The following is a 24,692-nucleotide window of genomic DNA, read 5'->3' on the forward strand; positions in this document are numbered from 1 at the left end:
CCTGCCCCTGCACAGAGTTGCTTGGCGAACCCTCCCGACTCTACCATTATGACCAACTGATGCCTGAGCAGAGCTAGCTCTTGCAAACCATGGTTGCATAACGCACAGTATCTCAATCCTGGAGCGAGCAGCCGGAGCACAGGAAATAAGGGGGAAACAATGGGTTACGCGATCGCGCTCGTCTTCGGCTATCTGCTCGGCTCGATCCCGTTCGGGCTCCTGATCACCCGCGCGGCCGGGCTCGGCGACGTTCGTAAGATCGGCTCCGGCAATATCGGCGCGACCAATGTGCTGAGGACGGGCAATAAAGGGCTCGCTGCCGCCACGCTGCTGCTCGATGCGCTGAAAGGCACAGCCGCGGTGCTGGTCGCCGGGCATTTTTCGCCGGACTTCGGCCTGTTGGCCGGCTTCGGCGCTTTCCTCGGGCATCTCTTCCCGGTCTGGCTCGGCTTCAAGGGCGGCAAGGGCGTCGCCACCTATCTGGGCGTGCTGCTCGGCCTTGCCTGGCAAGGCATGCTCGTCTTCGCCGTCGTCTGGCTCGCAATGGCCTTCCTGTTTCGCTATTCCTCGCTGGCGGCGCTGGCGGCGGCGGTCATTGTGCCGGTCGCGCTCTATTTCATAAGCACGCCGCAGATCGCCGGCCTGTTCGCCGTGATGAGCCTGATCGTCATCGTCAAGCATCATGCCAACATCTCGAGGCTGCTGGCCGGCACCGAAGGCAAGATCGGGGCGAAGGGATGAGCGCGCCGACCGCCGGCCCGCGCCTCAGCGACCGGCAGCGGCTTGCCTGGCTTCGCCTGATCCGCACGCCCAATGTCGGCCCGGCCTCGTTTCGCGAGTTGATCAACCGCTTCGGCTCGGCCGAAGCCGCGCTTGAAATGCTGCCCGAGCTGATGATCTCCGGCGGCGCCAATCGTATCGTCCGCATCCCTTCCGTCGCCGAGGCCGAAGCCGAGCTGGACGCCGCCCGGCGCGCCGGCGCCCGCTTCGTCGGCATTGGCGAGGCCGATTATCCGCCCTTGCTGAAGACCCTCGACAATCCGCCGCCGCTGCTGGCGGTGAAAGGCGAAGGCGCCGTCTTCCGCCTGCCGGCAGTGGCGATCGTCGGCGCCCGAAATGCCTCGCTGGCCGGCATCAAGATGGCGCGCATGCTGGCAGCCGATCTCGGCCGCGAAGGCTACGTCATCGTTTCCGGTCTGGCGCGCGGCATCGACACGGCCGCGCACAAGGGCAGCGTTTCGACCGGCACCATCGGCGTGCTGGCCGGCGGGCTCGATGTCCCCTACCCGTCCGAGAATGCCGGCCTGTGCGACGAGATCGCCGATTATGGCGGCGCCATCGTTTCGGAAATGCCCTTCGCCTGGCAGCCGCGCGCCCAGGATTTCCCGCGCCGCAACCGCCTGGTCGCCGGCATGGCGCTTGGACTGGTGGTGGTCGAGGCCGCACAGCGCTCCGGCTCGCTGATCAGCGCCCGCCTCGCCAATGAAATGGGCCGGCTGGTCTTCGCCGTGCCGGGCTCGCCGCTCGATCCGCGCGCCGCCGGCTGCAACGCGCTGCTCAAGGACGGCGTCACGCTCGTCACCGAGGCCGCCGATGTGCTCGGCGCGCTGGCGCCGCTTGCCGGCACCCGGGCTCCAAGAACCGCGCCAATTGCCGAGGCGCCCGACATATCCGCCATGCCGCCGCCCGGCGAAAACGACCGCGCCGATGTCCTGGAAGCGCTTGGGCCCACGCCGACAGGCATAGACGAGATCATCCGCCACACGGGATTAAGCGCCGCGCAGATTGCGATGGTGCTTCTTGAACTCGACCTGGCGGGACGGCTCGAGCGCCACGCCGGCGGAAATGTGTCGCTGATCGCGTGATCCGCGGACTGCCGCAACTTTACCGGAACAGATATTTAGACACTTCCGGATTGCCGCGGCGCCACATCACGTTGTCGAGGAAGTAATGGTGCACGTTGATGAAGATCAGCACGATGAAGAAGAACAGCGAGGAACCGAGGACCTGGCTGTCGTACGGGATCAGGGCGGTCAGCACGAAGGGAATCAGCCAGAAGCCGAGATAGCCGAGCGCGCCGCCGCCAATGATGAATCCCAGCACCCGCAATCTATAGCGGGGCCCAAACGCGGATAGTATTCTCGACTCCGGATCCCGCGCGGCGTCCGAGACGTCACGCTCGACATTGGTCTGATAGCGCCACACCACGGCCAGATATTGGAGCGAGTGAAGCGCCGGCACCACGAGCAGCCAGAGCGGGTTAATCCTGGCGATCAGGATCCAGAGATAGAGTGACGCGACATAGGCCACGATCCCGTTGTAAGGCAGTCCGCCGCCATTCCTTCGCCAGCGGTTGACCAGCATCAAAAGCGTGGCCGCCGTCGATCCGACGGCCGCCAGCACGGCAATGTCGGTAATCCAGGACGGCGCCGCGAAGGTGTAATATTGAAGGCCATAATACTGCCCCTGCGTCACAGCCGTATTCGTCTGCAGCCAGGCCAGGATCCACACCGCGTAGCTGTTGACGAGCAGCACCTTCTTGTCCCGGTCATCGAAGAATTTGCGTTTCAGGACGGCGTCGACCATCAGCATGCCGTAGCCTTGCTTGACGTAGTGCCAGCCGACGAAGAAGAACATCGCGTTGGCCGCGAAGCCTAGCAGCCGCGTGCTCGACGTCGCCGCGCCATAGGCAAAGAACAGCGCCATGATCGCCGGAACGATGACGCCGGCGAAAATATAGCGAAGCTGCAGGCTCCTGTCGTAGCCGTCGCCGCGCGCCTTGCGGCCGAAATTGCGGTAGAAAATCTGGTAGGAGTGAGCGAAGTGCGGATAGTTCACCAGATAGGCCACGACGACCATCGTCGCGGCCAGCGGGCCTTCATATGCGCGCGGCACGAAGAACAGCACCGGCAGGATCAGAAACGCGCTGCCGCCCAGCATGAGGAAGTCGGCGACCGGACCAAAAAGATATTTGCCAGGCGGTGTCGTCGCCTTGGGGGCCTCAGCGTCTACCGAAAGGTCGAGTGTCATCCTGGAGCCTCCCTCGGAGGCGCCGAGTTTAACCACGACCTTATCCAGCGACAAGGCAACGCGGCAGGATCACGCTTGTCTTGGGGAAAGTCACCCCATCAGGCGGTCGAAGCGATATTCATCAGCCGCTTTCTGGCCTCCGCGACCCGCTGCTGTTCCGACCTTATGCGGTCGCATAGGGCAAGATTGATCCCGACGCCGCATTCCTCGTCTAGCAGTTCTTTTGCGTGATTGAGCGAAATCTCTGCGCGCTTGACGCGCTGCCTGGCCCTGGCCAGTTCCAAGTTCAGTACGTCCACCGTATCCGCATCCCGAATTGCAGTCCCTTCGGGTGGGAAACAGCCGCGCATAAGTTTTTGTTCCGATTGCCGGGGACACGGACGGTTTCGGATCATGAATTTTGGTGAGCGCGATGGGATTCGAACCCATGACCTACTGATTAAAAGTCAGTTGCTCTACCGGCTGAGCTACGCGCTCCCGCGGGCTCGAAACGCCGCCCTCGAAATTGCGCGGAACATAGGGAGAGTGCCGCGGCCGGTCAACCGGAAAAAGACGGCCGCCAGTTGGAGTTATCAACGGGTCTGGCGAATTTTGGCGACTGGCGATCAAGCATCCGCGGTGCCGGCTCCGATGCCCGCTTCGATCTGCCCGGGTATCTCAGAAGCTCCTGAAATAACAATGGTTTGAGATTCAAACGGGAACCATCGGGGTCATTTTCCGTTTCTGCGGCACAGGGACGTCAAACCATCCTCTCAAGGAGAAGACCCATGAAAAAGATCGTGTCGGGCTTGCTTGCCGCCACCTTGTCGGTTTCGTTCGCCGCCGCGGCGGCGGTGCCGGCCAACGCCGCCCAGGTGTTCGTCCCGCAGGCTTCGCCGGCTTCGTCCGACGTCCAGACGGTCGCAGAACGCGATTTCCGATGGAGGCATGGCCGCCATTGGCGCGGCGGTCAGCGTTTCTCGCGCAATGACGGCATGTACTGGAACGGCCATCGCGGCTATCGTGAATATCGCCGCGGCTATCGCCGTCATGGCGACTACTGGTTCCCGCTTGCCGCTTTCGCCACCGGCGCGCTGATCACCGGCGCCATCGTCAACAGCGAGAACAACCGCGTCTATCGCGGCAACTCGCACGTGCAGTGGTGCTACGACCGTTATCGCTCGTATCGCGCTTCGGACAACACCTTCCAGCCTTACAACGGCCCGCGTCAGCAGTGCGTTTCGCCCTACTGACGGCCTCCAGTCAGTACCCAGGGTCGTTGACTGAGCCCGTGCCTCGAGAGGCACGGGCTCTCTCGTTGTTATTCAGCCGGATTTCAACAGTTGAGCGCGCCCACAGGTCAGCTTGCCCACCTAATGCTTTTGAGAATCAGATAAAGACCTACGCCGTCATCTGGAGGACAGCGATAGGCTCCGCAAGCGTTGCAAATCCGAGTCACTGCTGAGGTCAGTTTCCAGCCGAGTGCATCAAGATCTTCGTCCGTCACATAGTCTTGAGTTAAATCGCCGATGCCGTGCTTCTTACCGAAAGATCGGGCTGACTGGGCGTCAGTTATGAATTCCGAAGGCCAATTCGAATTGGCCCAAGCCCAGAGCCAATTGCCAGCTTCAACGCTCGTTGACCCAGCAATTTGGATCTCCGAGACGACCGTGACGACCCTTGTTCTGAGAAAAGGAGCTTTCCAGCCTTCAGGTCGTAATTATAGCGAGACCAACTGCCAAGGCGGAAGTCATCCTGCAAGCGCCTATTTTTCGCTCGAAGTTGTTCGAAAGCCTCGTCACGCCAGGCAGCATACCAGTCTGGGTCCATTCCCCTCACCCTGCACGCTGACTGACAGCTCCTTATTGCCCACTCAACGTCCTGCACACCGCATCGCGCCATCCGGCCAGCTTCGCCCCGCGCGCGGCCGCATCCATCTGCGGCATGAAGCGCCGTTCAAGCGCCCAGCTCTTAGCAAATTCCCTTGCCTTCGGCCACACGCCAGCCCTCGAACCGGCGAGCCAGGCGGCGCCAAGCGCCGTCGTCTCCAGGATCGTCGGACGGTCGACCGGCGCGTCGAGAATGTCGGCGAGCCGCTGCATGGTCCAGTCGGACGCCACCATGCCGCCGTCGACACGAAGCACCGTCTTGGCCGAGGCGCCTTTCCAGTCCTTGCGCATGGCGTCGAGCAGGTCGCGGGTCTGGAAGGCGACCGATTCAAGTGCGGCGCGCGCGAACTCGGCCGGGCCGGAGTTGCGCGTCAGGCCGAAGATAGCGCCGCGCGCGTCCGCATCCCAATGCGGCGCGCCGAGGCCGACAAAGGCCGGCACCAGATAGACTTGTTGCGCCGGGTCCGCGGCCGCCGCCAAGGCGCCGCTTTGCTCGGCCTTGCCGATCACCTTGATGCCGTCGCGCAGCCACTGCACGGCGGCGCCCGCGATGAAGATCGAACCTTCCAGCGCGTAGGTTGTCTTGCCGTTGAGCCGATAGGCGATAGTGGTGAGCAGGCGATTCCTCGAGCGCACCAGGTCGGCACCCGTGTTGAGCAGCGCGAAGCAGCCGGTGCCGTAGGTCGATTTCATCATGCCGGGTTCGAAGCAGGCCTGGCCGATCGTCGCCGCATGCTGGTCGCCGGCCACGCCGAGGATCCGCATCTCGGCCCCGAAGAGGCTCTTCTCGGTGACGCCGAAATCGTCGGCGCAATCCTTCACCCGCGGCAGGATCGCGGCCGGTATGTTGAGAATGGAAAGCAGCTCGTCGTCCCAGACATTCTTTTCGATGTTGTAGACCAAAGTGCGCGAGGCGTTGGTCGCGTCGGTGGCGTGCACCTGGCTGCCGGTCAGCCGCCAGATCAGGAAACTGTCGATGGTGCCGGCGAGCAGCTCACCCTTCTCGGCGCGCTTCCTGGCGCCCTTCACCTTGTCCAGCATCCAGGCGATCTTGGTGCCGGAGAAATAGGGATCGAGCAGCAGGCCGGTCTTCTTCGTGAATGTCTTCTCCAATCCCTGCTTCTTCAGCTTCTGACAGAGCGGCGCGGTGCGCCTGTCCTGCCAGACGATCGCGTTATGGATCGGCTTGCCAGTCGCCTTGTCCCAGATGACGACGGTCTCACGCTGGTTGGTGATGCCGATCGCGGCGACATCCGATGCCGTGCGGCCGGCGGCCTTCAACGCCGATTTCACCGTGGCGAGAACACTCGCCCAGATGTCTTCCGGGTCATGTTCGACCCAGCCGGAAGCCGGATAATGCTGCGTGAATTCCTGCTGACCGGCGCCGGCGACCTTCATCTTGTCGTCGAACAGGATGGCCCGGGTCGACGTCGTCCCCTGATCGATGGCCAGCACAAAACCGCTCATTCCGCATCCTCCCACTTCTCATGCAACAGGGGAGACGGCAAAGCCGCCTCCCCCGCACTTCCTACATGGGCAAGCACGCCCGCGTCATGCGGTTACTGCTGCTGCCAGCTCTTCACCAGTTCGTCGTAGTTGATGGTGATTGGCTTTTCCTTCTCGTTCTCGATCTTCAACTGAGGCGCGAGATTGCCTTTCTTGACCGCGTCGGCGTTCCAGTAGGCGAGGTCATGCTCTTCGGCCATCTTCGGGCCGATATCGCCCTGGACGCCCGACTTCTCGATGCGGCTCATGACCTTTTCCTGCTCGGCGCAGAGCGAGTCCATCGCTTCCTGAGCCGACTTGGCGCCGGACGAGGCATCGCCGATCGCCTGCCACCAGAGCTGCGCCAGCTTCGGATAGTCAGGCACGTTGGTACCCGTCGGCGACCACTGGACGCGTGCCGGCGAACGATAGAACTCGATCAGGCCGCCGAGCTTCGGAGCGCGCTCGGTGAAGCTCTTGTCGTGGATCGTGCTCTCGCGGATGAAGGTCAGGCCGACATGGCTCTTCTTCACGTCGACCGTTTTCGAGGTGACGAACTGCGCATAAAGCCAAGCCGCCTTGGCGCGATCGTCCGGCGTCGATTTCATCAGCGTCCAGGAACCCACGTCCTGATAGCCGAGCTTCATGCCGTCCTTCCAGTAGACGCCATGCGGCGACGGCGCCATGCGCCACTTCGGCGTGCCGTCGTCGTTCAGCACCGCCTTGGCGCCGGCGTCGACCATCGAAGCGGTGAAGGCGGTGTACCAGAAGATCTGCTGCGCGACCGCGCCCTGCGCCGGCACCGGGCCGGATTCGGAGAAGGTCATGCCCTGGGCTTCCGCCGGAGCGTAGGCCTTCAGCCAGTCGAGATATTTCTGGATCGAGTAGACCGCCGCCGGGCCGTTGGTGTCGCCGCCACGCGCCGTGCAGGAGCCGACAGGGCGCGAATTCTCGTCGACCTTGATGCCCCATTCGTCGACGGGCAGGCCGTTCGGAATGCCCTTGTCGCCATTGCCGGCCATGGACAGCCAGGCGTCGGTGAACCGCCAGCCGAGCGACGGGTCCTTCTTGCCGTAGTCCATATGGCCGTAGACCTTCTTGCCGTCGATCTCGCGGCCGGTGAAGAATTCGGCGATGTCCTCATAAGCCGACCAGTTGACGGGAACGCCTAGGTCGTAGCCGTATTTGGCCTTGAAGTCGGCCTTGTTCTTCTCGTCGTTGAACCAGTCGTAGCGGAACCAGTAGAGGTTGGCGAACTGCTGGTCGGGGAGCTGATAGAGCTTCTTGTCGGGCGCCGTCGTGAACGAGGTGCCGATGAAGTCCTTCAGGTCGAGGTTCGGATTGGTGACGTCCTTGCCCTCATTCGCCATCCAGTCGGTCAGGTTGCGCACCTGCTGGTAGCGCCAGTGCGTGCCGATCAGGTCGGAATCGTTGACCCAGCCGTCATAGAGGTTCTGTCCCGTCTGCATCTGGGTCTGGATCTTTTCGACGACGTCGCCTTCCTGGATGACGTCATGCGTGACCTTGATGCCGGTGATGGCGGAGAAGGCCGGCGCCAGCACCTGTGACTCGTATTGGTGGGTGGCGATGGTTTCCGAGACGACCTTGATGTCCATGCCGGCGAACGGCTTGGCTGCGTCGATGAACCACTGCATTTCCTTTTCCTGGTCGGCGCGTGAAAGCGTCGACAGGTCGCCTATCTCCTTGTCGAGAAAGGCTTTTGCCTCGTCCATACCGGCATAGGCGTTGCCCACGCCGAGCAATAGGGCTAGGGCGGTCGTCGATGTTAGAAATTGCCGTCGCATGTGTCTCCTCCAGTCTTAGGTTTCAAGTGCATTCCGGGGCGGCCGCCAGCACGCGGCCGCTCCGGCTATTCCCCCTCTATACGTATCGGACCACGCCAACGGCGTAGACCACGGAGAGAGCGAGAGCCCACCACAGGTTGGGTCCTACCAGACCCAGCCAAGCGAGATGGATGAAGGCGCTGCCAAGCAGCGACAGGAACAAACGATCGCCGCGCGTCGTCTCGAAGCGCAGCACGCCGACGCGCGGATTGCCGCCGGGCGAGACATATTCCCAAACGCCCATGCCGCAGAGCATCAGCGCGATGACGATGAAGAAAGCAGCCGTCGGCCATGTCCACGCCATCCAGGAGAAGTCGAGGTTCATGGCTTAGACCCTCCCCAGGGCAAAGCCCTTGGCGATATAATTTCGCACGAACCAGATCACCAAAGCACCGGGGATCAGTGTCAGCACGCCAGCGGCGGCGAGCAGGCCCCAATCCATGCCGGCGGCAGAGACGGTGCGGGTCATGGTGGCGGCGATGGGCTTGGCGTCGGTCGTGGTCAGCGTACGCGCGATCAGGAGCTCCACCCACGAGAACATGAAGCAGAAGAAGCAGGCGACGCCGATACCGCTCGCGATCAGCGGCATGAAGATCTTCACGAAAAAGCGCGGGAAGGAATAGCCGTCGATATAGGCTGTTTCGTCGATCTCCTTCGGCACGCCGGACATGAAACCCTCGAGGATCCACACCGCCAGCGGCACGTTGAACAGGCAGTGCGCCAGCGCCACGGCGATATGGGTGTCGATCAGGCCGAACGCCGAATAGAGCTGGAAGAACGGCAGCGCGAACACCGCCGGCGGCGCCATGCGGTTGGTCAAAAGCCAGAAGAACAAATGCTTGTCGCCAAGGAAGCGGTAGCGCGAGAAGGCGTAGGCCGCCGGCAGCGCCACCGCCACCGATATCACCATGTTCATCACCACATAGGTGATCGAGTTGATATAGCCCGAATACCAGGACGGGTCGGTGAAGATGGTGCGATAGTTCGCCAGTGTCGGATTATGCGGGAACAGCGTCAGCGACGACACGATCTCCGCGTTGGTCTTGAAGCTCATATTGATGAGCCAGTAGATCGGCAGCAGGATAACGATGATGTAGACCGTCGGCACGATCCACCACCAGCGCGATTCCTCGCCGCGGCGGCGCATCAGCTTCGCCACCTCGTCCTGCGACAGCGCGCTGCCCACTTCGGTGACCGCCGTCTCGCTCACGCGCGTCGTCTCGTTGGCGCCCGCCATCTCAGCGCTCCGCGTCGTAATTGGTCATCACGGTGTAGAACACCCACGACAACAACAGGATGATCAGGAAGTAGACCAGCGACATTGCCGCCGCCGGACCGAGGTCGAACTGGCCGAGAGCAGTCTTGACAAGGTCGATCGACAGGAAGGTGGTCGAATTGCCGGGGCCGCCGCCGGTGACGACGAAGGGCTCGGTATAGATCATGAAGCTATCCATGAAGCGCAACAGCACGGCGATCAGCAACACACGCTGCATCTTGGGCAGCTGGATGTAGCGGAACACCGCCCAGCGCGATGCGCCGTCGATCTTGGCCGCCTGGTAGAAGGCATCGGGAATCGAGACCAGGCCGGCATAGCAAAGCAGCACGACCAGGCTGGTCCAGTGCCAGACATCCATGATGATGACGGTGACCCAGGCGTCGATCGGATCCTGGACGTAGTTGTAGTCGATGCCAAGCGCATTGACGTAATAGCCGAGCAGGCCGATGTCGTTGCGGCCGAAGACCTGCCAGATCGTGCCGACGACGTTCCACGGTACGAGCAGCGGCAGCGCCATCAGCACCAGGCAGACCGGTACCCCCCAGCCCTTCTTCGGCATGTTGAGCGCGATGAAGATGCCGAGCGGCACCTCGATCGCCAGGATGATGAAGGAGAAGATCAGGTTGCGCACCATCGCTTCCCAGAAGCGGTCGGAGTGCAGCAGTTCCTCGAACCACTCGGTGCCGGCCCAGAAGAAGACGTTGTTGCCGAACGTGTCCTGCACCGAATAGTTGACGACGGTCATCAGCGGGATGACAGCCGAGAACGCCACCAGCACCAGCACCGGCAGCACAAGGAACCAGGCCTTGTTGTTCCAGGTCTTGTCCATCTACGCCCCCATCTCGACGCGCCAGGAATCGGCATAGATGTTGATGCCGGCCGGATCGAAGCGGACTTTCGGCTCGGCCGGGACTTCGTCGTCCTCGCCGATCACCGCGGCAATCTCCCTGCCTTCCAGGTTGGCGCGCACGACCTTGTGGCGGCCGACGTCCTCGACCTTGGAGACCTGCACCGCCATGCCCTCGCGGCCGAGCCGCACATATTCGGGGCGGATGCCGAGCTCGACGGCGCCGGCTTCGGCCTTGGGCACGCCGGGCAATTCGATGCGCTGCGCGCCGAGCATCGCCGTTCTGCCTTCCAGCGCAACCGGCAGCACGTTCATGCCCGGCGAGCCGATGAAATAGCCGACGAAAGTGTGTCGCGGGCGCTCGAAGAGCTCGGCCGGCGAGCCGATCTGCACGATCTCGCCGTCATACATGACCACGACGCGGTCGGCGAAAGTCAGCGCTTCGGTCTGATCGTGCGTGACATAGACCATTGTGTAGCCGAAGCGCCGATGCAGCTGCTTCAACTGCGAGCGCAGCACCCATTTCATATGCGGGTCGATCACCGTCAGTGGCTCGTCGAACAGGATGGCGTTGACGTCCGAGCGCACTAGGCCGCGCCCAAGCGAGATCTTCTGCTTCTGGTCGGCGGTGAGCCCGCGCGCTTTCTTTTTCGCCAGCGAAGCGAGATCGATCATGTCGAGCGTCTCGCGCACCTTGCGGTCGACGTCCGTCTCCGGCACGCGGCGGTTGCGCAGCGGGAAAGCCAGATTGTCGTAGACGGTCATGGTGTCGTAGATGACCGGGAACTGGAACACCTGCGCGATGTTGCGTTCCTGCGTCGACAGATTGGTGACGTCACGGCCGTTGAACAAAAGCTTGCCGTGCGAGGGATGCAGCAGGCCGGAAATGATGTTGAGCAGAGTGGTCTTGCCGCAGCCCGACGGCCCGAGCAGCGCGTAGGCGCCGCCATCCTCGAAGGTGTGGTGCACTTCCTTCAGCGCGAAATCGGAATCCTTCTGCGGGTTGGGCAGGTAGGAATGACGAATATGGTTGACCTCGATGCGCGCCATCGTTTGCTCCTCACGCCGCCAGCTTCGACGCCGTCACGGCGCGGCCGTTCTGGTCGAACACCATGATGTGGCGCGGATCGATGAACACCTCGACCTCGTCGTCCGTCTCGAAATCGAGAATGCCATGCGCAAGCATGACCCAGCGCGCATCGGCGAAATCGAGATGGACGAAGCTTTCCGAGCCGGTGATCTCCGTGATGGTGACCTTCGCCCGCACCGGCACAGCGGAAGCGTTCGGCCGCTCCAGCGACAAATGATGCGGCTGGAAGCCGATCGTGTAGCTAGCGTCAGGAATGCCGGTGAGCTCCGGCGGCACCGGCAGCTTGACGCCGCCTTCGAGCAGGAAATCCGCCCCCTTCTTGGAGAGCACGATGGTATTGAGCGGCGGATCGGCGAAGGTCCGCGCCGTCATCAGGTCGACCGGCTTGCGGAACACTTCGACCGTCGGGCCGAATTGCGTGACGCGGCCTTCCGAAAGCGTCGCCGTGTTGCCGCCGAGCAAAAGCGCCTCGTGCGGCTCGGTCGTCGCATAGACGAAGATGGTGCCGGCGGCGGCGAAGATCTTGGGCAGTTCGGCGCGCAATTCCTCGCGAAGCTTGTAGTCGAGATTGGCCAAAGGCTCGTCGAGCAGCACCAGGCTGGCATTCTTGACGATGGCGCGGGCAAGCGCGGTGCGTTGTTGCTGGCCGCCGGACAGGTTGAGCGGCGTGCGGTCGAGATAGGGCGTGAGCTTCAAAAGCGCCGCCGCGTTGCGCACCTCCTTGTCGATCTTCGCCTGATCGAGCCCGGCCACCCGCAGCGGCGAGGCGATGTTCTCGTAGACGGTCATCGCCGGGTAATTGATGAACTGCTGGTAGACCATGGCGACATTGCGCTTCTGCACCTTCTGTCCGGTGACGTCCTTGCCATCGAACCAGACCGAGCCGGAAGTCGGCGCGTCGAGACCTGCCATCAGCCGCATCAGGCTGGTCTTGCCGGAAAGCGTCGGCCCGAGGAGCACGTTCAGCGAGCCGTGCTGAAGCGTCAGCGACACCTCGCGGATATGCTCCTGCGCGCCGACGGTCTTCGTCACGTTCCTCAGTTCCAGCATCACGCCTCCTCCCAGGCCTTGCGCATCAGCGGTCGATCCTCATTCCGCCGCAGCGACATGGCGGCTGCTCAGTCCGCGCATGAATTCTTCCAGCGCCGCCGTCTGCTCGCGGCTGAAATGCAGGCCGCGCTTGGTGCGGCGCCACAGCACGTCCTCGGCGGTGACCGCCCATTCGTTTTCGGCCAGATAGCGAACTTCCGCCTCGAAAAGGTCGGCGCCGAAATTGCGGCCGAGATCGGCATTCGACTTGGCGAGCCCGAGCAATTTCTCCGCCCGCGTGCCGTAGAGCCGCGTAAACCGGCGCGCCAGCCGCTGGTCGAGGAACGGATAGGCGTTCTTCAGCCTGGAGACCTGGGCATCGAAGCCGGTCGCGGCGAAATCGCCGCCGGGCAGCGGCGCATCATGCGTCCACGGCCTGCCGCGCTTGCCGAGAAAACCTTCGATCTTCTCAAGCATCGATTCCGCCAGTCGGCGGAAGGTCGTGATCTTGCCGCCGAAAGCGTTGAGCAAGGGGGCTGCGCCCTCCCCGCCATCGGCCTTCAGCACATAGTCGCGCGTCGCCTCCTGCGCTTTGGAGGCGCCGTCGTCATAGAGCGGGCGCACCGCCGAATAGGTCCAGACGATGTCGGAGCGCTTCACCGGCTGCGCGAAATATTCGCTTGCCGCGGCGCACAGATAGTCGATCTCGGTGTCGGAGATCTTCACGTCGTGCGGATCGCCCGGATAGTCGCGGTCGGTGGTGCCGATCAGCGTGAATTCTTCCTCGTAAGGAATGGCGAAGATGATGCGGCCATCCTTGTTCTGGAAGAAATAGGCGCGCGGATCGTCGAACTTCCTATGGATGACGATGTGGCTGCCTTGCACGAGGCGGACATTGTGGACGTCGTTCTGGCCGACGGCGGTCGAGAGCACGTGGTCGACCCAGGGGCCGGCGGCGTTGACGAGAAGCCGCGCGCGAACCTCCTCGATTTCACCGGTAAGCACATTCTGCACTTTTACGGTCCAAAGCGCACCGTCGCGCCGCGCGCCGACAACCTTGGTGCGGGTGCGGACAACGGCGCCCCGATCTGCCGCGTCACGAGCGTTCAGCGCCACCAGGCGCGCGTCGTTGACCCAACCGTCCGAATATTCGAAAGCCTTGCGGAACAATGGCTTGAGCGGCTTGCCTGCCGGATCGCGGGCCATATCCAGCGTCTTCGTCGCCGGCAGCAGCTTTCGCCCGCCGATATGATCGTAAAGGAACAATCCCAGCCGGATCAGCCAGGCGGGCCTGAGGCCTTTGGCATAAGGCAGAACGAAGCGCATCGGCCAGATGATATGCGGCGCGTTCTTCCACAGAACCTCGCGCTCCATCAGCGCCTCACGCACCAGCCGGAACTCGTAGAATTCGAGGTAGCGAAGGCCGCCATGGATGAGCTTGGTCGAGCCCGACGAGGTTCCGCTGGCGAGATCGTTCATCTCGGCGAGGTATACCGAAAACCCACGACCAACGGCGTCTCGGGCTATGCCGCAGCCATTGATGCCGCCGCCGATGACGAAAATGTCATGGATCGGAGATGCGTCCAAAGAATCCTCCAACGATTTCGCATTGCACCATTTTTGTGTTTTACGAAACCGTGGCGGAATTATTTCGAACTCAAACCGAATGTCAAACGAAATATCACAGCTGCGTGAGCAAGCCGCGATGCGCGCCTATTCGAGCGCTGTCTCAAGCAGCCGGACCTCGGTTTCCTCGCAAATCTTGCGGATCGACGGGATCTCGCAACGATCGGTGATGAAGGTATTCACCTGCGAAAGATGGCCAATCCGAACCGGCGCCGTGCGCTCGAATTTCGTCCGGTCGGAGACCAGGATGACGTGGCGCGCATTCGCGATGATGGCCTGCGCCACCTTCACCTCGCGGAAATCGAAGTCGAGCAGCGCGCCGTCATGATCGATCGCCGAGGCGCCGATGACGGCGTAATCGACCTTGAACTGGCGGATGAAATCGACGGCCGCCTCGCCTACGATGCCGCCGTCGGAACCGCGCACCACGCCGCCGGCGATCACCACCTCGATCGTCGGGTAGATGCGCATCCTATTGGCAACGTTGATGTTATTGGTGATGACCATAAGCCCGTTATGGTCGAGCAGCGCCTTGCTGACGGCCTCGGTGGTGGTGCCGATATTGATGAACAGCGAGGCATTGTCAGGGATCAGCCGCGCCGCCGCGCTGCCGATCGCCTCCTTCTCGTCGGCGGCAATCTTGCGCCTTGCCTCGTACTCCATGTTCTCGATGCCGGACGGGAACAGCGCACCGCCATGGATGCGGGTCAGCAGCCGCTGATCGCACAGATCGTTGAGGTCCTTGCGGATGGTCTGCGGCGTCACATTGAAATGCGTCGCCAGGTCGTCGACCAGCACCCGGCCATGGTCTTTCGCCATCTGGATGATCTCGGCATGGCGTGGCGAAAGAAACATCGCGCGTCCTCCATTTTCGTTTTTTCCGTCTATATCGGAAAACGAAAGCGAAGAAAAGGCATAAGCCGGCTAACGAAAATCACCTGATTGCAAAAGGCAAACCAGTGCGGAACACGCCTGCTGCTTCAGGATAGACGCCGCGCAATCTCGGTTATGACGTCGAACGCCGCGTCGACATCGGCTGCCGTCGCCTCGAACTGCCCCGCCTGAAAGCGGATCGCCACGCGCCCGTCGACCCGCGTCTGCGTGAGATAGATGCGGCCATCGGTGTTGATGGCGTCGACCAGACGTAGATTGTGCTCGTCAGCATCGATGCCGGGTGCCGCGCGATGCCGGAACGAGAAAAGCGACAGCATCGGCTCGCTGCTGAGCTCGAAATCCGCCTCCCTGGCCAGCCGCGCGGCAAGCCCTTCGCTCCAGGCGACATGGTTGCGGATCATGTTGCGCAACCCTTCGAGACCGTGGGCACGCAGCAGGAACCAGAGCTTGAGCGCCCGGAAGCGGCGCCCGAGCGGCACCGACCATTCCGAATAGTTGATGATGCCGTCATGGCCTCGAGTTTTCAGATAGTCCGGCTTGATCGCCAGCGTGCGCACCAGGTCTTCCGGCTGACGCACGAACTGGATCGAGCAGTCGAACTGCGCACCCAGCCACTTATGCGGATTGAAGACGATGGAATCGGCGCCTTCGACGCCGGTCCAGAATTGCCGGTATTCCGGGCAGATCATCGCCGATCCGGCCCAGGCGGCGTCGACGTGCAGGTAGAGCCCATGCCGATTCGCGACGGCGGCTACCGCCGCGATGTCGTCTGTGCCGCCGGTGCTGGTGCCGCCGACGCAGGCGATGATGCCGGCCGGCAGAAGGCCGGCCTTGCGATCGGCAACGATCGCAGCCTCGAGCGCCGCCGTGTCCATGGCGCGAAAACGTCCGCCGACCGGGATGCGGATGAGGTTTTCCTCGCCGATGCCGGAAACCCAGATGGCGCGGTCGATCGAGGTATGGACCTGGTCGGAGGAGTAGACGCGAAGCTTTGCCTGCCCGGCCAACCCTTTTTTGTTTCCCTGCCAGTCAAGCGCCCGCTCGCGCATGGTGAGCACCGCGGCAAGCGTCGCCGACGAGGCCGAATCCTGGATCACGCCGGAAAAGCCCTCGGGCAGGCCGAGCGCCTGGCGCATCCAGTCGACGACGCGCGTCTCGAGCTCGGTCGCCGCCGGCGAGGTCTGCCACAGCATGCATTGCGCGGCCATCGCCGAGACCAGATATTCCGCCACGACCGACACCGGCGCCGCATTGGCCGGGAAATAGGCGAAGAAACGCGGGTGCTGCCAATGCGTCATGCCCGGCACGATCTTTTCTTCGAAGTCGGCGAAGATCTTGTCCATCGGTTCGGGCATTTCGGGCGGCGAAACCTCGATGCTCCTGAAAATCTCGCCCGGCGCGATCGCCGGCCGCACCGGACGCTCGCGCAGGCCGGCGCGGTAATCGGCGCCCCAATCGGCTGCCCGCCTCGACCAGTCGCGGAATTCCTCATTGTCCATAATTTCCTCCCAGCAGCCGCCCATGTCGGCCAACCGAACCGCTCTCAACTTTTGATTAACATGTTAAATATATTGAGGCAACGGCTGGATCGCAGGGCCCTACCCCGGAAAATCCGGCAGGTTTGAAAAGGCCAATTTCAGCGCGTTGGACCAGCCATCCGAAATGGTGCGGTAGTAAGGATCGTCATGGCCGATCCGCCGGTTCAGCCCCACCTTGAACGCATCCTGTTCCATGAACAGAAGATCGAGCGGCAGCCCGACCGAAAGGTTGGATTTCAGCGTCGAGTCGAAGGATACCAGCAGCAGCTTCACCGTCTCCGCCAGGCTCATTGTCCGGTCATAGGCACGGATGATGATCGGCTTGCCGTATTTCGTCTCGCCGATCTGGAAGAAGGGCGTGTCGTCGGTCGATTCGATGAAATTACCTTCCGGATAGATCATGAACAGCCTGGGTGGGCTGCCCTTGATCTGGCCGCCGAGGATGAAGGAAGCATTGAAATAGGAGTCCGCCTTCTCGCCGTCGGGCGACGCATGCGCGATCGCTTCCTTGACCGTATCGCCGACCAGCCGCACCGTCTGGTACATGGACGGCGTCTCGAGCAGCTTCCCATGGCGGTCGCCGACCGCCTTGTTGCGCTCGTCGAGCAGGCTGACGACGGCCTGCGTCGTGGCAAGGTTGCCCGCCGACATCAGCACGATGACGCGCTCGCCGGGTTTTTCCCACACATGCATCTTCTTGAAGGTCGATATCGAATCCATGCCGGCATTGGTGCGCGTGTCCGACATGAACACGAGGCCGCGATCGATCTTGAGGCCGACGCAATAGGTCATGGTCGCTCTTCTGCTAACGATTCCGGCGCAGATTACTGCTCTACCGTGACGGTCACGGCAAGCTTCTCTTGCGCCTGCCCCAGCAATATCCCCGACACCGGCGAGGCATCGCGATAGTCGCGTCCCGTCGCCACCCGCACATAGCGTTCGTCGGGAGAGATACCGTTCGCCGGGTCGAAGGCAACCCATCCGAGCCCGACGACATAGGCCTCGGCCCAGGCATGGCTTGCCGCCTGCTCGACGGCAGCATCCATCATCAGGTAGCCGCTGATATAGCGGGCGGGAAAACCAAGCGCGCCCGCCGCGGCGATGAAGATATGGCTATGGTCCTGGCAGACGCCCGATTTCAACGCCAGCGCCTCCTCCGCCGGCGTCACGACGCTGGTGGTGCCCGGCCTGTAGGCGACGCGTTCGCCGATAGCGCCCATCAGCCGGTGCAGTCGCTCGATCTCGGTGCCCTGTCCGACCGCGCCGGCCAATTCGCGGATGCGCTCGCCGGCAGTGGTGAGCTGCGTCTGCTGTGCGAACAGCCAGAGCGGCGCAAAGCCCTGATGTGGGCCCGTCACGCCCGCCGTATCATGTGTGGTCACGTCTCCGGCGGCCTCGACGGTGATCGAGTTCTGGCCGCTCTCGGCGCTCACCAGCCGCGTGTCGTTGCCGAAATGGTCGGTGAAGCGCACCTCCTCGCGAGCGCCCTCGACCTTGATCGCCCAAGAGTCGACGGTCTGCGTACGCCCGCTGGAAGGCAGCAGGCGCAGCCGCTGCAGCAGATACTGCACCGGCTGATCGTAGCGGTACTCGGTGCGATGGGTGATCTTGAGCCGCATAGCGCTCGCCCTCGGCTGTGCTCAATAGAACCGGTAGTCCTGGGCGATCTCGTCGCCCAGCCTGGTGTTGTCGCGAATGAACTCTGCCAGGAACTCGTGCAAGCCGTGGTCGAATATGTCCTTGATCGACCCTCTCTTGAGCAATGCCTGGATCTTCTCGGCCGTGGCATGGCAGGCATGGTGCTCACCATAGTCGTCGGCGAGGAATTTCAGATGCTCGCCGAGGAAGCGGTAGCAGAAGGTCAACGAGCGCGGCATGCGCACGTTGAGGATCAGATAGTCGGCGATGTTCGTCGGCTTGTAATCGGCTTCGTAAACCCAGCGATAGGAGCGGTGCGCCGACACCGAGCGCAGGATCGACTCCCATTGGTAGTTGTCCAGCGTCGAGCCGACCCAGGACAGCGAAGGCAACAGCACATAATATTTCACGTCGAGGATGCGCGCCGTGTTGTCGGCGCGCTCGACATAGGTGCCGAGTTGCGAGAAATCGAAAATCTCGTTGCGCAGCATCGTGCCGTAGAACGAACCGCGGATCAGCGCCGTCTCGCGCTTGATGGCATCGAGCACCGTCGGCAGGTCGCGTTCGTCGATCGGCCTCGCCAGCATGCGCTTCAGCGACATCCAGGCTTCGTTGATGCTTTCCCAGGTCTCGCGCGTCAGCGCCGTGCGCACCATGCGGGCATTGTTGCGCGCCGTCTGGATCGACGACATCGTGCTCGACGGGTTCGACGTGTCGCGCAGCAGGAAGTCGGAGACGTTGGCCGCGGTGTAGTCCTGGTACTTCCGGCTGAAGGCGATGTCCGAGCCGGCGCTGAGCAGCACCGAGTTCCATTCCTCCGAAGCGCTCTGCGTGCGCGTCAGCGCCATGCGCAATCCCGCGTCGACCAGGCGCGCCATGTTTTCGGCCCGCTCGATATAGCGGTTCATCCAGTAGAGACCGTTTGCGGTGCGGCCGAGAAGCATGTCAGGCCCTTCGGGTTAGCGAATAGGGAATAGGGAATAGTGAGTAGTGAATTTTCGAACTTCGACCGAATGTGGCATTGCTCTTTCCTCTACTGACTACTGACTATTCACTATTCACTCATCTCAATCATCCAGCACCCAGGTGTCTTTCGTGCCGCCGCCTTGCGAAGAGTTCACCACCAATGAGCCTTGCTTCAGCGCGACACGCGTCAAGCCGCCCGGCACGATCTGGATGCGGTCGGACACCAGCACATAAGGCCTGAGATCGACATGGCGCGGCGAAAGGCCCTTCTCGGTCAGGATCGGGCAGGTCGACAGCGCCAAGGTCGGCTGGGCGATGTAGTTCGAGGGCTTCGCCTGCAGCTTCTTGGCAAACTCCTGGCATTCCTTCTTGGTCGCCGCCGGGCCGACCAGCATGCCGTAGCCGCCGGAGCCGTGCACTTCCTTGATGACGAGCTCGCCGATGCGCTCGAGCACATATTTGAGGCTGTCCGGCTCCGAACAGCGCCAGGTCGGGATGTTGCCGAGGATCGCCTTGCGGCCGGTGTAGAACTCGACGATCTCCGGCATGTAGGAATAGATCGCCTTGTCGTCGGCGATGCCGGTTCCCGGCGCGTTGGCGATGGTGATGTTGCCGGCGCGGTAGACATCCATGATGCCGGGCACGCCGAGCGCGGAATCCGGCCGGAAGGTCAGCGGATCGAGGAAGTTGTCGTCGACACGCCGGTAGAGCACGTCGATCTGCTTGTAGCCCTCGGTCGTGCGCATCGCCACATGGCCGTCGACGACGCGCAGATCCTGCCCTTCGACGAGTTGCACGCCCATCTGGTCGGCGAGGAAGGCGTGTTCGAAATAGGCCGAGTTGTAGGAGCCAGGCGTCAGCACCGCGATGGTCGGCGCGCCCTTGCTGCTTTGCGGCCGCACCGCGGCGAGCGACTGGCGCAAAAGCTGCGGGTAGTTCTCGACCGGCCGGACCTTGATCTTCTGGAACAGCTCCGGAAAGAGCTGCATCATCGTCTCGCGGTTCTCCAGCATGTAGGAGACGCCGGACGGCGTGCGGGCATTGTCCTCCAGCACATAGAACTCGTTCTCCGAGATGCGGACGATATCGACGCCGATGATGTGGGTATAGACGCCGGCAGGCGGCCTCACCCCGATCATCTCAGGCAGGAAGGCCTCATTCTTCGCGACAAGCTCCCTCGGCACGCGCCCGGCGCGCAAAATCTCCTGGCGATGGTAGATGTCGTCGAGAAAGGCGTTCAGCGCCTGCACGCGCTGTTCGATGCCTTGCGTCAGCCGGCGCCATTCCTGGCCGGAGAGGATGCGCGGGACGATGTCGAAGGGGATCAGCCGCTCGGACGCCTCCTGCTCGCCATAGACGGCAAAGGTGATGCCGGTCTTGCGGAAGACGCGCTCGGCGTCCTGCATTTTCTGGGTAAGCCTGGCCGGGTCCTGCTCCTTCAGCCAGCGATCGTAAGCCTCATAAGGTCTTCTCAATCCGGAGACTTCCGGAAGCATTTCGTCGAACGCTGCCAATCGCGTACTCCCCTCTGGACCATTTCACTGGCCTCGCCGGAGAAAATCAAGCGCAATCGGTGATTTAGCACGCGATGGTGGCCGCTCTATGCGAATTGCCTAAATTTAAGGCATGAGCGGCCAGGCCGGGTCAGTTGCTGCTTCCCGGCGGGGCATCGCCAGGTCCGTCAAAACGCCCGGAAGGTCACGATCGTGAAGGTGTCCTTGATTCCAGGCAGAATCTGCACCCGCTCGTTGACGAAGTGGCCAACGTCTTCCTCGTCGTCGATATAGAATTTGGCGAGCAGGTCGTAATTGCCGGCGGTCGAGTAGATCTCGGAGGCAATCTCGGCATCGGCAAGCGCGCTGGCGACCTCATAGGACTTGCCCAGGTCGCACTTGATCTGCACGAAAAATGCCTTCATTGCCCGGTCCTGCCAGCCTGCTTCAAGATCAAGCGGCCCTTGTGGCAGACTGCCGCCCGGCTTTCAAGCATCAGCCGGCGCGCGCCGTTCTTGACGACCGCCTAAGCAGGGCGCTCCGGCGTCGAAACGGCGAAATCTTGCGAAGGGATGAAACCGCCGGGCATCGAAGCGCGTATGTTAGATTGCATTCGCCAAGCGAGTTCCGGGAGGCAGGCCATGCGTCGCGTATTGTTCGCACTAGCTCTTGTTCCGATGTGGATAGCCTCGCTTGCCTTTGCCGGCGATGCCGAGATCAAGACCGCGCAGGCAGTCATCGACAGCCAGTTGAAAGCCTTCATCGCCGATGACGGCGCCACCGCCTACAGCTTCGCCGCGCCGAACGTGAAGCAGATCTTTCCGACCGTGGATACCTTCATGAACATGGTGACGAACGGCTACGCGCCGGTGCGCAAGCCCCAGTCCTATTCCTTCGGCAAGGTCGAGCAGACCGGGCCGGGTTCGATCGTCCAGCAGGTGCTGATCGTCGGACCCGACGGCAAGGACTATGAGGCGGTCTACACGCTGCAGCAGCAGGCGGACGGCAGTTTCAAGATCACCGGCTGCAGCCTGCGCGCTTCGACTTCGGTCAGCACCTGAGCAATTCCAGGAAAAGTGTGAGCGGTTGGGCTCGGCGTCTTCGCCGTGGCCTTCCGTCCGGAATTGCGCCAGAACAATGCGGCGTCATAGCGCCCGGATATCGCCCCTCGCCCAGCCCTCGGTGATCTCCGCCGCCCGCGTCTCAAAAGCCTGCGCCTCGATGGCCGCCCGGATGTCCTGCATCAGCCTCTGATAATAGGACAGGTTGTTCCAGGTCAGCAGCATGGCGCCGAGCGCTTCCTGCGAGCGCACGAGGTGATGCAGGTAGGCGCGCGAATAGTCGCGCGCGGCCGGGCAGTCGCTTTCTTCGTCGAGCGGCCGCGGATCGTCGGCATGGCGGGCGTTCCTGAGATTGACCTTGCCGCGCCGCGTGTAGGCAAGGCCATGGCGGCCGGCCCGCGTCGGCATCACGCAGTCGAACATGTCGATGCCGCGCACCACCGATTTCAGGATATCGTCCGGCGTGCCGACGCCCATCAGGTAGCGCGGCTTGTCAGCCGGCAGTTCCGGGCAGGTGATGTCGAGCATCTCCAGCATCACTGACTGCGGCTCGCCGACCGCCAGCCCGCCGACGGCATAGCCTTTGAGGTCCATCTCCTTCAGGGCTTGAGCGGAGCGCACACGCAAGGCCGCGCTGTCGCCGCCCTGGACGATGCCGAACATCGCCTTGCCCGGCTGGTCGCCGAACGCGGTCTTGCAGCGTTCGGCCCAGCGCAGCGACAATTCCATGGCGCGCTCGATCTCCTTGGGCTTGGCCGGAAGTGCGGTGCATTCGTCGAGCTGCATCTGGATGTCGGAATCGAGCAGGCCCTGGATCCCGATCGACCGTTCCGGCGACATTTCATAGGGCGCGCCGTCGATATGCGAGCGGAAGGTGACGCCCTGTTCGGTCAGCTTCCTCAGCTTCGACAGCGACATCACCTGGAAGCCGCCGCTGTCGGTCAGGATCGGATATGGCCAGCGGGCGAACTCATGCAGGCCGCCGAGTCGGGCCACGCGCTCGGCGCCGGGCCGCAGCATCAGATGGTAGGTGTTGCCGAGGATGATGTCGGCGCCGACGCCGCGCACCTGGTCCATATACATGGCCTTGACCGTGCCGCCGGTGCCGACCGGCATGAAGGCCGGCGTGCGGATTTCGCCGCGCGGCATCGAGACAAGGCCACGCCTGGCCTTGCCGTCCGTGGCAAGCACCTTGAAGGAAAAAGTCTCAGCCATTGAATTCCTTGTCGTGCACCGGCGCGGCCGGCGCCTGCTCGTCGAGCGACTGCCGGTAGCGGATGCAGCCGCGCATGAATTTCGGCCATGGCGGCACGGCGATCGCAGGTTCGGTCTTTTCCGGCAAAAGGTCCCAGAGGTCGGGGTGATGCCAGCACAGATCATGCCCGGTCGTGTCGCGATGCGCGCGGATGCCGGGGCGCAGCTTCTTCACCTCCGCGATCAGCCTATCGCGGTCCATGCCGTCGAGATCATCGTCCATCGCTCGTCTCCGCCCGGTAAAGCAGGCTGGCGTCGCCATAGGAATAGAACCTGTAACGGTTCTCGATGGCATGCGCATAGGCCGAGCGCATCGTCTCCAGCCCGCTGAAGGCCGAGACCAGCATGAACAGCGTCGAGCGCGGCAGATGGAAATTGGTCATCAGCATGTCGGCCGTGCGGAAGCGATAGCCGGGCGTGATGAAGATGTCGGTCGGACCGGACCAGGGCTCGATCCTGCCGTCATCGCGCGCTGCGCTCTCAAGCAAGCGCAGCGACGTCGTGCCGACGCAGACGATCCGCCCTCCCCGCGTCTTGGCCGCGTTGAGCGCCGCCGCCGTTTCCGGGCTCACCGAGCCGGTCTCGGCATGCATCTTGTGGTCGGCCGTGTCGTCGGCCTTCACCGGTAAAAAAGTGCCGGCGCCGACATGAAGCGTGACGAAGCGGCGCTCGATGCCCTTGGCGTCCAGCGCCGCAAACAGCTCCGGCGTGAAATGCAGGCCGGCGGTGGGGGCAGCGACCGCGCCCTCTTCCCGGGCATAGATGGTCTGGTAGTCAGCGCGGTCGCGCTCGTCGTCGTCGCGCTTCGAGGCGATATAAGGCGGCAGCGGAATATGGCCGACGGCGTGCAGCGCCTCGTCGAGGAACGGCCCGGAAAGGTCGAAACCGAGCAGCGCCTCGCCCGCCTCGCCCTTTTCGAGCACTGTAGCGTCGAGCTGGCCGAGGAAGCAGGAATTGCCGTCATGGCCGAAATGGATGCGGTCGCCGGCGGCGATGCGCTTGCCTGGCCGCATGAAGGCCTGCCAGCGGTCCGGCGCCACCCGCATGTGCAGCGTCGCCTCGACCTGCGCCACCGCCTCGCCGCGCCTGCGCATGCCCTTCAGCTGTGCCGGGATGACCTTGGTGTCGTTGAACACCAGCACGTCGCCTTCGCGAAGCAGCGACGGCAATTCGCCGACAAGGCGGTCTTGCGGCGTCTCGCCCGGTTTGATGACCAGGAGCCTGGCGCTGTCGCGCGGCTCAGCCGGGCGAAGCGCGATGCGCTCATCCGGCAGGTCGAAGTCGAACAGGTCGACGCGCATCAGTAGAGCCGGATGAGCAGCGCCCCGGCAAACAAGAGCACGGCGCCGGCGACGCGGCCAAGCGAGATTTCGCGCACCGCCACGCCAAGGAAGCCGGCGCGGTCGATCAGCATGCCGGCGATCAGCTGGCCGGCGACCAGGAAGGCCATCAGCGCCGCGGCGCCGATACGTGGCGTGAGGATCGTCGACAGCGTCACATAGAAGCCGCCGAGCATACCGCCGGCGACGAACAGCCATGGCGCCGGCGCCTTCCAGTCGAGCTCGATGCCCTGCAGCCTCACCACCGAGATGGAGATGATGCCAAGCACGATGGCGCCGGACAGGAACGAGAACGCCGCGGCGGCCACCGGAAGGCCGAGGCCGCGCGCCAATTGCGAATTGATCGGCGCCTGGATGGCGATGAAGGCGCCGGACAGGATGCCAAGCAGGGACCAGACAGCGCCCATCATCGT

At 62.9% G+C, this 24,692-nt stretch carries 26 protein-coding genes and 1 tRNA gene; 4 read left to right on the forward strand and 23 right to left on the reverse strand.

What is annotated here, in order from left to right; genetic code table 11:
* The first annotated feature begins 159 nt into the window (after positions 1-159).
* Together plsY and dprA are read left to right on the forward strand one after the other, a co-directional pair.
* Positions 160-741 carry a glycerol-3-phosphate 1-O-acyltransferase PlsY gene (plsY, locus tag FJ417_RS05975; protein WP_140782828.1) on the forward strand — a complete coding sequence of 194 codons (582 nt, stop codon included), beginning with the start codon at positions 160-162 and terminating at the stop codon, positions 739-741.
* Positions 738-1,865, forward strand: a complete 1,128-nt coding sequence (gene dprA, locus FJ417_RS05980) for a DNA-processing protein DprA (RefSeq protein ID WP_140782829.1) — start codon at positions 738-740, stop codon at positions 1,863-1,865. Before plsY ends, dprA begins: the two co-directional genes overlap by 4 nt.
* A gap of 19 nt (positions 1,866-1,884) precedes the next feature.
* Here dprA and FJ417_RS05985 read toward each other — a convergent pair whose 3' ends face one another.
* Positions 1,885-3,030, reverse strand: coding sequence for a hypothetical protein (locus FJ417_RS05985; protein ID WP_140782830.1), 1,146 nt, complete (start codon positions 3,028-3,030; stop codon positions 1,885-1,887).
* A gap of 401 nt (positions 3,031-3,431) precedes the next feature.
* A tRNA-Lys gene (locus FJ417_RS05995) sits at positions 3,432-3,507 on the reverse strand.
* Between the two features lie 290 nt (positions 3,508-3,797).
* Between FJ417_RS05995 and FJ417_RS06000 the strand changes: the two genes are divergently transcribed.
* Positions 3,798-4,262 carry a BA14K family protein gene (locus FJ417_RS06000; protein WP_140782832.1) on the forward strand — a complete coding sequence of 155 codons (465 nt, stop codon included), beginning with the start codon at positions 3,798-3,800 and terminating at the stop codon, positions 4,260-4,262.
* A 107-nt stretch (positions 4,263-4,369) separates the two neighbouring features.
* On the opposite strand, the gene FJ417_RS33905 is transcribed toward FJ417_RS06000, so the two are convergent.
* The 17 genes from FJ417_RS33905 to FJ417_RS06080 form a co-directional block, all read right to left on the reverse strand.
* Positions 4,370-4,666 carry a DUF6882 domain-containing protein gene (locus tag FJ417_RS33905; RefSeq protein WP_348639921.1) on the reverse strand — a complete coding sequence of 99 codons (297 nt, stop codon included), beginning with the start codon at positions 4,664-4,666 and terminating at the stop codon, positions 4,370-4,372.
* On the reverse strand, positions 4,582-4,911 hold the full coding sequence (locus FJ417_RS33910; protein WP_348639920.1) for a DUF6882 domain-containing protein: 330 nt from the start codon (positions 4,909-4,911) through the stop codon (positions 4,582-4,584). Before FJ417_RS33910 ends, FJ417_RS33905 begins: the two co-directional genes overlap by 85 nt.
* Positions 4,872-6,365, reverse strand: a complete 1,494-nt coding sequence (gene glpK, locus FJ417_RS06010) for a glycerol kinase GlpK (RefSeq protein ID WP_140782833.1) — start codon at positions 6,363-6,365, stop codon at positions 4,872-4,874. Before glpK ends, FJ417_RS33910 begins: the two co-directional genes overlap by 40 nt.
* A gap of 92 nt (positions 6,366-6,457) precedes the next feature.
* Positions 6,458-8,188: an ABC transporter substrate-binding protein gene (locus FJ417_RS06015; protein WP_140642813.1), complete on the reverse strand. Its 1,731-nt coding sequence runs from the start codon at positions 8,186-8,188 to the stop codon at positions 6,458-6,460.
* A 76-nt stretch (positions 8,189-8,264) separates the two neighbouring features.
* On the reverse strand, positions 8,265-8,552 hold the full coding sequence (locus FJ417_RS06020) for a DUF2160 domain-containing protein (RefSeq protein ID WP_140782834.1): 288 nt from the start codon (positions 8,550-8,552) through the stop codon (positions 8,265-8,267).
* Positions 8,553-8,555: 3 nt separating this feature from the next.
* Positions 8,556-9,464, reverse strand: coding sequence for a carbohydrate ABC transporter permease (locus tag FJ417_RS06025; protein WP_140782835.1), 909 nt, complete (start codon positions 9,462-9,464; stop codon positions 8,556-8,558).
* Between the two features lies 1 nt (position 9,465).
* Complete coding sequence (locus FJ417_RS06030; RefSeq protein ID WP_140653038.1) at positions 9,466-10,332, reverse strand: sugar ABC transporter permease; 867 nt, start codon at positions 10,330-10,332, stop codon at positions 9,466-9,468.
* Positions 10,333-11,400: an ABC transporter ATP-binding protein gene (locus FJ417_RS06035; protein ID WP_140782836.1), complete on the reverse strand. Its 1,068-nt coding sequence runs from the start codon at positions 11,398-11,400 to the stop codon at positions 10,333-10,335. It lies immediately after the preceding gene.
* Positions 11,401-11,410: 10 nt separating this feature from the next.
* Complete coding sequence (locus tag FJ417_RS06040; protein WP_140782837.1) at positions 11,411-12,490, reverse strand: ABC transporter ATP-binding protein; 1,080 nt, start codon at positions 12,488-12,490, stop codon at positions 11,411-11,413.
* A 39-nt stretch (positions 12,491-12,529) separates the two neighbouring features.
* Complete coding sequence (gene glpD / locus FJ417_RS06045) at positions 12,530-14,056, reverse strand: glycerol-3-phosphate dehydrogenase (protein WP_140782838.1); 1,527 nt, start codon at positions 14,054-14,056, stop codon at positions 12,530-12,532.
* A 126-nt stretch (positions 14,057-14,182) separates the two neighbouring features.
* Positions 14,183-14,950: a DeoR/GlpR family DNA-binding transcription regulator gene (locus FJ417_RS06050; RefSeq protein WP_140642832.1), complete on the reverse strand. Its 768-nt coding sequence runs from the start codon at positions 14,948-14,950 to the stop codon at positions 14,183-14,185.
* Positions 14,951-15,075: 125 nt separating this feature from the next.
* The gene (locus FJ417_RS06055; RefSeq protein ID WP_140782839.1) at positions 15,076-16,488 is read right to left on the reverse strand and encodes a pyridoxal-dependent decarboxylase; all 1,413 of its coding nucleotides are present in this window, start codon (positions 16,486-16,488) and stop codon (positions 15,076-15,078) included.
* Positions 16,489-16,587: 99 nt separating this feature from the next.
* Positions 16,588-17,319, reverse strand: a complete 732-nt coding sequence (locus FJ417_RS06060; protein ID WP_140782840.1) for a peptidase — start codon at positions 17,317-17,319, stop codon at positions 16,588-16,590.
* A gap of 32 nt (positions 17,320-17,351) precedes the next feature.
* A complete protein-coding gene (locus FJ417_RS06065) occupies positions 17,352-18,146 on the reverse strand; it encodes a transglutaminase family protein (RefSeq protein ID WP_140782841.1) in 795 nt (264 codons plus the stop codon).
* Positions 18,147-18,167: 21 nt separating this feature from the next.
* Entirely contained in the window at positions 18,168-19,109 is a 942-nt protein-coding gene (locus FJ417_RS06070) for an alpha-E domain-containing protein (RefSeq protein ID WP_140782842.1), read from the reverse strand.
* A gap of 123 nt (positions 19,110-19,232) precedes the next feature.
* Positions 19,233-20,645 (reverse strand): circularly permuted type 2 ATP-grasp protein, encoded by a 1,413-nt coding sequence (locus tag FJ417_RS06075; RefSeq protein ID WP_181177361.1) that lies wholly within the window; start codon positions 20,643-20,645, stop codon positions 19,233-19,235.
* Positions 20,646-20,812: 167 nt separating this feature from the next.
* Entirely contained in the window at positions 20,813-21,049 is a 237-nt protein-coding gene (locus FJ417_RS06080; protein WP_040995065.1) for an Lrp/AsnC family transcriptional regulator, read from the reverse strand.
* Between the two features lie 216 nt (positions 21,050-21,265).
* On the opposite strand from FJ417_RS06080, the gene FJ417_RS06085 reads away from it, so the two are divergent.
* The gene (locus FJ417_RS06085; protein ID WP_140642844.1) at positions 21,266-21,685 is read left to right on the forward strand and encodes a DUF4864 domain-containing protein; all 420 of its coding nucleotides are present in this window, start codon (positions 21,266-21,268) and stop codon (positions 21,683-21,685) included.
* 84 nt (positions 21,686-21,769) lie between these two features.
* Here the strand turns inward: FJ417_RS06085 and tgt are convergent, their stop codons facing one another.
* The 4 genes from tgt to FJ417_RS06105 are packed head-to-tail and all read right to left on the reverse strand — an operon-like array spanning position 21,770 to position 24,689.
* Positions 21,770-22,900, reverse strand: a complete 1,131-nt coding sequence (tgt, locus tag FJ417_RS06090; RefSeq protein WP_140782843.1) for a tRNA guanosine(34) transglycosylase Tgt — start codon at positions 22,898-22,900, stop codon at positions 21,770-21,772.
* Positions 22,893-23,162, reverse strand: a complete 270-nt coding sequence (locus tag FJ417_RS06095; protein ID WP_140782844.1) for a hypothetical protein — start codon at positions 23,160-23,162, stop codon at positions 22,893-22,895. The genes tgt and FJ417_RS06095 overlap by 8 nt, the downstream gene beginning before the upstream one ends.
* Positions 23,152-24,240, reverse strand: a complete 1,089-nt coding sequence (gene queA / locus FJ417_RS06100) for a tRNA preQ1(34) S-adenosylmethionine ribosyltransferase-isomerase QueA (protein ID WP_140782845.1) — start codon at positions 24,238-24,240, stop codon at positions 23,152-23,154. The genes FJ417_RS06095 and queA overlap by 11 nt, the downstream gene beginning before the upstream one ends.
* On the reverse strand, positions 24,240-24,689 hold the full coding sequence (locus tag FJ417_RS06105) for a DMT family transporter (RefSeq protein WP_140782846.1): 450 nt from the start codon (positions 24,687-24,689) through the stop codon (positions 24,240-24,242). Before FJ417_RS06105 ends, queA begins: the two co-directional genes overlap by 1 nt.
* Positions 24,690-24,692 lie beyond the last annotated feature (3 nt).

Origin of the sequence: Mesorhizobium sp. B3-1-7, from assembly GCF_006439385.1 — a bacterium.
In the GTDB taxonomy this organism is placed as follows: domain Bacteria; phylum Pseudomonadota; class Alphaproteobacteria; order Rhizobiales; family Rhizobiaceae; genus Mesorhizobium.

Bases quoted from the DNA above. Each gene is read 5' to 3' on its own strand.
- FJ417_RS06040 (WP_140782837.1), bottom strand. From the start codon at position 12,490: ATGCTGGAACTGAGGAACGTGACGAAGACCGTCGGCGCGCAGGAGCAT.
- FJ417_RS06085 (WP_140642844.1), top strand. From the start codon at position 21,266: ATGCGTCGCGTATTGTTCGCACTAGCTCTTGTTCCGATGTGGATAGCC.
- FJ417_RS06080 (WP_040995065.1), bottom strand. From the start codon at position 21,049: ATGAAGGCATTTTTCGTGCAGATCAAGTGCGACCTGGGCAAGTCCTAT.
- tgt (WP_140782843.1), bottom strand. From the start codon at position 22,900: ATGGCTGAGACTTTTTCCTTCAAGGTGCTTGCCACGGACGGCAAGGCC.
- FJ417_RS33910 (WP_348639920.1), bottom strand. From the start codon at position 4,911: ATGGCGCGATGCGGTGTGCAGGACGTTGAGTGGGCAATAAGGAGCTGT.
- FJ417_RS06105 (WP_140782846.1), bottom strand. From the start codon at position 24,689: ATGATGGGCGCTGTCTGGTCCCTGCTTGGCATCCTGTCCGGCGCCTTC.
- FJ417_RS06015 (WP_140642813.1), bottom strand. From the start codon at position 8,188: ATGCGACGGCAATTTCTAACATCGACGACCGCCCTAGCCCTATTGCTC.
- FJ417_RS06060 (WP_140782840.1), bottom strand. From the start codon at position 17,319: ATGACCTATTGCGTCGGCCTCAAGATCGATCGCGGCCTCGTGTTCATG.
- glpK (WP_140782833.1), bottom strand. From the start codon at position 6,365: ATGAGCGGTTTTGTGCTGGCCATCGATCAGGGGACGACGTCGACCCGG.
- FJ417_RS06070 (WP_140782842.1), bottom strand. From the start codon at position 19,109: ATGCTTCTCGGCCGCACCGCAAACGGTCTCTACTGGATGAACCGCTAT.
- dprA (WP_140782829.1), top strand. From the start codon at position 738: ATGAGCGCGCCGACCGCCGGCCCGCGCCTCAGCGACCGGCAGCGGCTT.
- FJ417_RS06000 (WP_140782832.1), top strand. From the start codon at position 3,798: ATGAAAAAGATCGTGTCGGGCTTGCTTGCCGCCACCTTGTCGGTTTCG.
- FJ417_RS06095 (WP_140782844.1), bottom strand. From the start codon at position 23,162: ATGGACGATGATCTCGACGGCATGGACCGCGATAGGCTGATCGCGGAG.
- FJ417_RS06025 (WP_140782835.1), bottom strand. From the start codon at position 9,464: ATGGCGGGCGCCAACGAGACGACGCGCGTGAGCGAGACGGCGGTCACC.
- FJ417_RS06055 (WP_140782839.1), bottom strand. From the start codon at position 16,488: ATGGACAATGAGGAATTCCGCGACTGGTCGAGGCGGGCAGCCGATTGG.
- FJ417_RS06020 (WP_140782834.1), bottom strand. From the start codon at position 8,552: ATGAACCTCGACTTCTCCTGGATGGCGTGGACATGGCCGACGGCTGCT.
- FJ417_RS06035 (WP_140782836.1), bottom strand. From the start codon at position 11,400: ATGGCGCGCATCGAGGTCAACCATATTCGTCATTCCTACCTGCCCAAC.
- FJ417_RS06065 (WP_140782841.1), bottom strand. From the start codon at position 18,146: ATGCGGCTCAAGATCACCCATCGCACCGAGTACCGCTACGATCAGCCG.
- FJ417_RS06030 (WP_140653038.1), bottom strand. From the start codon at position 10,332: ATGGACAAGACCTGGAACAACAAGGCCTGGTTCCTTGTGCTGCCGGTG.
- plsY (WP_140782828.1), top strand. From the start codon at position 160: ATGGGTTACGCGATCGCGCTCGTCTTCGGCTATCTGCTCGGCTCGATC.
- FJ417_RS06050 (WP_140642832.1), bottom strand. From the start codon at position 14,950: ATGTTTCTTTCGCCACGCCATGCCGAGATCATCCAGATGGCGAAAGAC.
- FJ417_RS05985 (WP_140782830.1), bottom strand. From the start codon at position 3,030: ATGACACTCGACCTTTCGGTAGACGCTGAGGCCCCCAAGGCGACGACA.
- queA (WP_140782845.1), bottom strand. From the start codon at position 24,240: ATGCGCGTCGACCTGTTCGACTTCGACCTGCCGGATGAGCGCATCGCG.